The organism is Streptomyces sp. AcH 505, assembly GCF_000818175.1.
In the GTDB taxonomy this organism is placed as follows: Bacteria; Actinomycetota; Actinomycetes; order Streptomycetales; family Streptomycetaceae; genus Streptomyces.
In genome coordinates this window covers 2,864,815-2,872,376 of the sequence record NZ_JTIY01000001.1, presented here as the reverse complement: position 1 = coordinate 2,872,376, position 7,562 = coordinate 2,864,815, and the positions used below count along the sequence as shown (strand labels likewise).

At 72.3% G+C, this 7,562-nt stretch carries 7 protein-coding genes and 2 pseudogenes; 5 read left to right on the top strand and 4 right to left on the bottom strand.

The window, feature by feature from the left end; translation table 11 throughout:
• A pseudogene (locus HY68_RS44555) lies at positions 1-192 on the bottom strand (hypothetical protein); the annotation flags it as partial.
• 39 nt (positions 193-231) lie between these two features.
• The gene (locus HY68_RS13200; protein WP_041988391.1) at positions 232-954 is read right to left on the bottom strand and encodes a copper homeostasis protein CutC; all 723 of its coding nucleotides are present in this window, start codon (positions 952-954) and stop codon (positions 232-234) included.
• Between the two features lie 163 nt (positions 955-1,117).
• Between HY68_RS13200 and HY68_RS13195 the strand changes: the two genes are divergently transcribed.
• The 3 genes from HY68_RS13195 (at position 1,118) to HY68_RS13185 (ending at position 5,634) form a co-directional block, all read left to right on the top strand.
• Positions 1,118-3,463, top strand: a complete 2,346-nt coding sequence (locus tag HY68_RS13195; RefSeq protein WP_041995943.1) for a heavy metal translocating P-type ATPase — start codon at positions 1,118-1,120, stop codon at positions 3,461-3,463.
• A gap of 140 nt (positions 3,464-3,603) precedes the next feature.
• Positions 3,604-4,314: an HD domain-containing protein gene (locus HY68_RS13190; protein ID WP_078863586.1), complete on the top strand. Its 711-nt coding sequence runs from the start codon at positions 3,604-3,606 to the stop codon at positions 4,312-4,314.
• A gap of 69 nt (positions 4,315-4,383) precedes the next feature.
• Positions 4,384-5,634 carry a Cmx/CmrA family chloramphenicol efflux MFS transporter gene (locus HY68_RS13185; protein ID WP_041988390.1) on the top strand — a complete coding sequence of 417 codons (1,251 nt, stop codon included), beginning with the start codon at positions 4,384-4,386 and terminating at the stop codon, positions 5,632-5,634.
• On the opposite strand, the gene HY68_RS13180 is transcribed toward HY68_RS13185, so the two are convergent.
• The gene (locus HY68_RS13180; RefSeq protein WP_041988388.1) at positions 5,570-5,857 is read right to left on the bottom strand and encodes a DUF4031 domain-containing protein; all 288 of its coding nucleotides are present in this window, start codon (positions 5,855-5,857) and stop codon (positions 5,570-5,572) included. The two genes, HY68_RS13185 and HY68_RS13180, sit on opposite strands and share 65 nt — an antisense overlap.
• Positions 5,854-6,219, bottom strand: a complete 366-nt coding sequence (locus tag HY68_RS13175; protein WP_041988385.1) for a hypothetical protein — start codon at positions 6,217-6,219, stop codon at positions 5,854-5,856. Before HY68_RS13175 ends, HY68_RS13180 begins: the two co-directional genes overlap by 4 nt.
• A gap of 109 nt (positions 6,220-6,328) precedes the next feature.
• Here HY68_RS13175 and HY68_RS13170 point away from each other — a divergent pair, with 109 nt between their 5' ends.
• Entirely contained in the window at positions 6,329-7,258 is a 930-nt protein-coding gene (locus HY68_RS13170) for a MurR/RpiR family transcriptional regulator (RefSeq protein WP_041988383.1), read from the top strand.
• Positions 7,259-7,352: 94 nt separating this feature from the next.
• A pseudogene (locus tag HY68_RS43710) lies at positions 7,353-7,562 on the top strand (N-acetylmuramic acid 6-phosphate etherase); the annotation flags it as partial.

Here is a 7,562-nt window from a genome sequence, read left to right as displayed (position 1 = left end):
GCGCAGCAGGCGCCGCTCGCGCGCCGGCGCGCCCGACTCCATCAGCTCGGCCAGGACCAGCTGGGGCAGGACCAGCTGGGGCAGGACGGCATTGCCCAGGTCGGCCGCGCGGCGGCGCGACGATCCAGCCGGTGCGCAGGTCGATACGGGCAGGCGCGGCGCGCACCCACAGCGGTGAACCCTTGAGCCCATGAACCCGAGCCCCGGCCTGGCCTCGGCCAGTCCGGCGGGTCAGCCGTCCTGGCCGCGCGGTGCGTCGAGCGCTTCGCGCCATTCGCGTACCGCCGTCGCGGACACCGGGGCGTCCCATCCGTCGGGCCTGGCCGCGCTGCCGATGTGGAAGCCGTCGATACCGGCGGTCAGCAGCTGCGGGAGATGCCCGAGGCGCAGCCCGCCGCCCACCAGGATGTGGTGTCCGTAGCCCGCTTCGGCGCGGTTCGCCGCGTCGGCCTCGGCCAGCAGGGTCGGCATGCCGTCGTCGACGCCCGCCGGGGAGCCCGCTGTGAGGTAGGTGTCGAGGCCGGGCATGTCGGCGAGTTCCTTGCGGAGGGTGTCGCGGTCCACGGCGCGGTCGATCGCGCGGTGGAACGTCCAGCGGCAGCCGTCCAGCTCGGCGACCAGGCGCTCCACGGTCACCAGGTCGGGGGTGCCGTCGGGGTCGAGGAAGCCGAAGACGAACTCCTCCGCGCCCTCGGCCCGCATCGCCCGCGCCCTGCCGACCAGTTCGTCGACCTGGCGTGGACCGCCGGCCGCGAAGCCGTCGGCCAGTCTGAGCATCACGCGCAGCGGGATGTCGACCGCGGCGCGGATCTCGGCGAAGGTCTCGCGGGTCGGGGTCAGCCCGTCGGCCGCCATGTCGGTGACGAGCTCAAGGCGGTCCGCACCCCCGTTCCGGGCGGCGGTCGCGTCGTCGGCGTCGAGCGCGATCACCTCCAGGACTGCACGCTTGCTCATGGGATCCCATTCAGCTCGTGTCCGGACAAAGCGCCCGGCTATAGGTCTAGTCCAATGTCTCAGCCTAAACGGCCGTACTGCTCCCCCGCATCACCGGACCCCGTCATCCATACCCCTAGGGGGTACTATGGAGGAACTGGTCGACCACGAGGAGCGGTACACCATGAGCCTCACCCGGACCACCGGCCCCGCTGACACCGCGGCGACGGCGGAGATCGAACTCGTCATCGGCGGCATGACCTGTGCCTCCTGTGCGGCCCGTGTCGAGAAGAAGCTGAACCGGATGGACGGTGTCGAGGCCACCGTCAATTACGCCACGGAGAAGGCCAAGGTCAGCTACCGGGGTGCCGATCTCTCCGTCCAGGATCTGATCGCCACCGTCGAGGCCACCGGCTACACCGCCGAGGAACCGGCGCCCGCCCGCCCCACCGGGGACGAGCTGAGCGGCGAGGGACCGGACAGCGCCGAGGACGGCGCCCTGCGGACGCTGCGGCAGCGGCTGATCACCTCCGTCGTCCTCGCCGTGCCGGTCATCGCGATGGCGATGATCCCCGCCCTCCAGTTCGACAACTGGCAGTGGCTGTCGCTGACGCTCGCCGCCCCCGTCGTGACGTACGCCGCCTGGCCGTTCCACCGCGCCGCGTGGACCAATCTGCGGCACGGCGCCGCGACGATGGACACGCTGATCTCCGTCGGTACCTCCGCCGCCTTCCTCTGGTCGCTGTGGGCGCTGTTCTTCGGCGACGCCGGTATGCCGGGCATGCGGCACCCCTTCGAGCTGACCATCGCCCGCTCCGACGGCGCGAGCAACATCTACTTCGAGGCCGCCGCGGGCGTCACCGCCTTCATCCTGGCCGGGCGCTACTTCGAGGCCCGCTCGAAGCGCACCGCCGGCGCCGCGCTGCGCTCGCTGCTGGAGCTCGGCGCCAAGGAGGTCACCCTGCTGCGCGACGGCCGGGAAGTGACCGTGCCCACCGCGCGGTTGCGCGTCGGCGACCGGTTCCTGGTCCGTCCCGGCGAGAAGATCGCCACCGACGGGACCGTCGTCGAGGGGTCGTCGGCCGTGGACGCCTCGATGCTCACCGGCGAGTCCGTACCGGTCGAGGTCGCCGCGGGCGACGCGGTGACCGGCGCGACCCTCAACGCCGGCGGCCGGCTCGTCGTGGAGGCGACCCGGGTCGGCTCCGACACCCAGCTCGCCAGGATGGCGCGGGTGGTCGAGGACGCCCAGAACGGCAAGGCCGCCGTGCAGCGTCTCGCGGACCGGATCTCGGCCGTCTTCGTGCCCGTGGTCATCGTGCTGGCCCTCGCCACCCTCGCCTTCTGGCTCGCCATCGGTGAGGGCATGACCGCCGCCTTCACCGCCGCTGTCGCCGTACTGATCATCGCCTGCCCCTGTGCTCTCGGTCTCGCCACTCCCACCGCCCTCATGGTCGGCACCGGACGCGGTGCCCAGCTCGGCATCCTCATCAAGGGCCCCGAGGTGCTGGAGTCCACCCGCCGGGTCGACACCGTCGTCCTCGACAAGACCGGCACCGTCACCACCGGCCGGATGACCCTCCAGCGCGTCCACACCGCCGACGGGGTCGAGGAGCCGGACGCCCTCCGTACCGCCGGCGCGCTGGAGGCCGCCTCGGAACACCCCGTCGCCCGCGCCGTCGCCGAGGCGGCCACCGCCCGCTTCGACGGCCTTCCCGCCCCCGAGGACTTCGCGAACGTCCCCGGCCTCGGTGTGCGCGGCGTGGTGGAAGGCCGCGCCGTACTCGTCGGCCGTACGGCGTTCCTCGCCGGCCAGGACATCCGTCTCCCCGAGGAGTTGGAGACGGCCAGGCTCACCGCCGAAGCGGCGGGCCGCACGGTCGTCGCCGTCGCCTGGGACGGCCACGCGCGCGCCCTGATCGAAGTCGCCGACGCGGTCAAGGAGTCCAGCCCCGAGGCCGTCCGCAGGCTCCGCGCCCTGGGCCTGAACCCGATCCTGCTCACGGGTGACAACAAGGCCGTGGCCGAGGCCGTCGCCGCCGAGATCGGGGTGACCGAGGTCATCGCCGACGTCATGCCCGAGGACAAGCTCGACGTCGTCAAGCGCCTCCAGGACGAGGGGCACTCCGTCGCCATGGTCGGCGACGGAGTGAACGACGCCGCCGCCCTCGCCCAGGCCGACCTCGGACTCGCCATGGGCACCGGGACCGACGCTGCCATCGAGGCCGGCGATCTCACCCTGGTCAGCGGCGATCTGCGTACCGCCGCCGACGCCATCCGGCTGGCCCGGCGCACGCTCACCACCATCAAGGGCAATCTCGTCTGGGCGTTCGGCTACAACGTCGCCGCGATCCCCCTCGCGGCGGCCGGCATGCTCAACCCGATGATCGCCGGCGCCGCCATGGCCTTCTCCTCGGTCTTCGTCGTCGGCAACTCGCTGCGGCTGCGGCGCTTCAAGGCCCTGGAGAACGCGAGCGGTCAGCCGAAGACGGAGGCCGCCTCCCCCGCACGTATCCCCGTCAGCTCGTAGTCCGCCCCGGCCCGCGGCTGGGCCAATGGTTGGGTCTGCGGCTGGTTCCGTGTCTCGTTCCGTGTCATGTCGCCAAGCTAGCCGCCGGACCACCCAGCGCGTCGCGCGTTGTCCACAGCCCCGGCCGTATTGTCGTACCCATGTCCGTCCCCGTACCCGCAGGTGAGCTGCGGAGCCGCTTCGCCGCCGCGCTGCTCGCCCTGCGCGAGCCGCCCACCGGCCCTGACGCCGCAGGCCCCGACGCCGACGGCCAGCCGGATCCGTACGTCTACGCCGACGACCTGCTCGGCCGCTGGGCCGAGCCGCAGCGGCGCTACCACACCACCGCCCATCTGCTCGCCGTCCTGGACCACATCGACACCCTCGCCCCGTACGCCGAAGACCCCGATCTGGTCAGGCTCGCCGCGTGGTTCCACGACGCCGTCTACCGGCCCGACCGCTCGGAGAACGAGGAGCGCTCGGCCCGCCTCGCCGAACGTGCCCTCGCCGAGGCCGGGTTGAGCCGGCGGCAGACGGACGAGGTGGTCCGGCTCGTCCTGCTCACCACCACGCACGACGCGGCTCCCGACGACCGGGACGGCGCTGTCCTGTGTGACGCCGATCTCGCGATCCTGGCCGCGGCCCCCGACGCGTACCGCGCCTACACGGACGCCGTGCGCGAGGAGTACGCCTTCGTCCCCGACGACGCGTTCCGCGCGGGGCGCTCGGCGGTGCTGGAGCAACTGCTGGCCCTGCCACGGCTGTTCCGCACCCCGCACGGCGAGCAGCGCTGGGAGGCCGCCGCCCGCGCCAATCTCACCGGCGAACTGCGCGCCCTGCGGGCCCCGCACGACGACGGGCACGGTCAGTGACCGGGAATGTAACGGCCGGCTTCGGCGTTGGGGCCTGTCATGCCTGACTCCGCCGACCGTCGCTCCCGTATGCCGCTGGCCGTCTACATATTGGGTCTCTCGGTCTTCGCCCTCGGCACGAGCGAGTTCATGCTCTCCGGCCTTCTGCCGCCGCTCGCCGACGACATGGATGTGTCCATACCCACGGCGGGGCTGCTGATCTCCGCCTTCGCCATCGGCATGGTGATCGGCGCCCCGCTGCTCGCCGTCGTCACCCTGCGGCTGCCGCGCCGCGCCACCCTCATCGCACTGATCTCGGTCTTCGGACTCGGCCAGGTCGCGGGCGCGCTCGCCCCGACCTACGAAGTCCTCTTCGCCTCCCGCGTCGTCAGCGCCTTCGCCTGCGCCGGTTTCTGGGCCGTGGGCGCGAGCGTCGCCATCGCCATGGTCCCGCCGAACGCCCGCGCCCGCGCCATGGCCGTGATGATCGGCGGGCTGTCCATCGCCAATGTGCTCGGGGTCCCCGCAGGCGCCTTCCTCGGGGAGAACTTCGGCTGGCGTTCGGCGTTCTGGTCGGTCGGCGGCGCTTCGGCCGTCGCCCTGGTCGGGGTGGTCACCCTCATCCCGCGTATCCCGCTCCCTGCCGAGAAGCCGCAGCTCAAGCGGGAGTTGACGATCTACCGCGACCGCCAGGTCTGGCTGGCGGTCGCGGTCACCGCCCTCGCGGGCGGCGCCGTGTTCTGCGCGTTCTCCTACATGGCCCCGCTGCTGACCGATGTGGCGGGCATCGGCGACGGCTGGGTGCCGTTCGTCCTCGCGCTGTTCGGACTCGGCGCGCTCGTCGGCACGATGATCGGCGGCAGGTACGCGGACGCGCATCTGTTCGGCGTCATGATCAGCGGGATCACCGCGACGACGGTCCTGCTGGCCGCGCTGGCACTCACCGCGTCGCACCCCGTGATCGTCGTCCCGCTGACGTTCCTCCTCGGCCTCTCGGCCTTCTACACCGCGCCCGCGCTCAACGCCCGGATGTTCAACATCGCGGCCGCCGCTCCCACGCTGGCCGCCGCCACGGCCACCGCGGCCTTCAACGCGGGCAACACGCTGGGCCCCTGGCTCGGCGGGGTCGTGATCGACGCGGACTTCGGCTTCGCGTCCACGGCGTGGGCGGGCGCGGCGATGGCCGTCGTCGGTATCGGGCTCGTCGTGCTGGCGCTGCGCTACCACCGCAGGAGCGGTGGCGGCGGCGGCCGGCTCGTGGCCGGCTCGGGCGGGATCACGCAGGCTCAGACGGCCGGGACGCCGGGCGCCCCTTCGGCCGTCGCAGCCCCGCCTCGGTAATACGGCGGACCAGCTCCTTCGAGCCGATCCGCACGGCGCCCGCCGTCACCGCTTCCTCGTAGCGGTGCGACGGGACGTCGTAGTGGTCCCGCTCGAAAGCGCGCGGCGGACAGCCGATCGACGCGGCGAACCGGTGCAGCTCGTCGAACGAGACGTCGCTCACCAGATGCGACCACATCCGTCCGTGACCCGGCCAGGTGGGCGGGTCGATGTACACCGTCACGAGGTCGTGTCCAGCGCGCCGACCGGGGCTATCACCACGCCGGCCTTCCCGCACACCCAGTGCGGGTCGGGCCCCAACTCCGGCTCCACGTCCAGCGCGTGCGGCTCAAGCTCGGTGCAGACCGGGCAGATCGGCCAGCGGCCGTACCGCTCCAGCAGGGCGTCCTGGACGTCCTGGGCGACCAGCCCCGCCACGTACTCGACGCCGTCGGGCCACTGCTCGACCCACCAGCGGCGGTGCGACACCGACTCCTCGACGAGCGAGACAACATCGGCCCTCGCCACATCGCGCGCGGCAAGGTCGGCGAGGACCAGCGCTCGCGCCACGTGCAGTGCTTGCTCCAGGGGATTCACGTCGTCCATCTACCCATTGTCCCCCCGCCCGCCACCGGCCTGGCGAAGAGACGCCATACGACGAATCAGGACGAAGAGGGGGTTGACTCGCACGGAAGTCTGAAAATACCTTTCAGAGGTGACCCCAGACGTGAAGGAAATTTTCAGCGGTGACGCCCCGCCCGCACCTGCCGCTCTCGCGGCCAAGGTGCGGACCCTCGCGCCATCCATGACCCGCTCCATGCAGCTGGTCGCCGAAGCCGTGGCCGGTGACCCGGCGGGCTGCGCCGCTCTCACGGTCACCGGTCTCGCCGAGCTCACCGGCACGAGCGAAGCGACCGTGGTGCGCACCTCCCGCCTCCTCGGCTACCCCGGCTACCGCGACCTGCGCCTCGCCCTCGCCGGTCTCGCCGCCCAGCAGGAGTCCGGCCGCGCCCCCGCGGTGACGGCCGACATAGCGGTCGACGACCCCATCGCCGATGTCGTCGCCAAGCTCGCCTACGACGAACAGCAGACCCTCGCCGACACGGCCGCCTCGCTCGACACGGTGCAGCTGGGCGCCGTCGTGACGGCCGCAGCGGCGGCGCGCAGGATCGACATCTACGGTGTCGGGGCCTCCTCGCTCGTCGGCATGGACCTCGCGCAGAAGATGCTGCGCATCGGCCTGATCGCGCACGCCCACACCGACCCGCACCTCGCCGTCACCAACGCGGTGCAGCTGCGCGCGGGCGATGTCGCCATCGCGATCACCCACTCCGGCTCCACCGGCGACGTCATAGAGCCCCTTCGGGTCGCCTTCGACCGCGGCGCGACGACCGTCGCGATCACGGGCAGGCCCGACGGACCCGTCACGCAGTACGCCGACCATGTCCTGACCACCTCCACCGCACGCGAGAGCGAGCTGCGCCCGGCCGCCATGTCGAGCCGTACGAGCCAGCTGCTCGTGGTCGACTGCCTGTTCATAGGTGTCGCGCAGCGTACGTACGAGACGGCGGCGCCCGCCCTGTCCGCCTCGTACGAGGCGCTCGCGCACCGGCACAGCCCCCGCCACTCGCGCAGCCCGCGCTGAGCCGCGGGATCCGGCCGGGCGCGCCAGGCCCCGGCCCGGTCCCGCCGTCGCGCCGGAAAACGCACACCTCACCAGAAGAAAGAGCCGCTTCTTCATGACCTCCACGCCCGCCGACGCCTCGACGTCCCCGTACGGCGACCTCCGCGCGCAGCTCGACACCCTCACCACCGAGGCGTTCCGCCCCGAGCTGGCCGAGATCGACCAGCTGTCCACACTGGAGATCAGCCGGATCATGAACGGCGAGGACGGCACAGTCCCCGCCGCCGTCGCCGCGCAACTGCCGTCGATCGCCGCCGCGATCGAC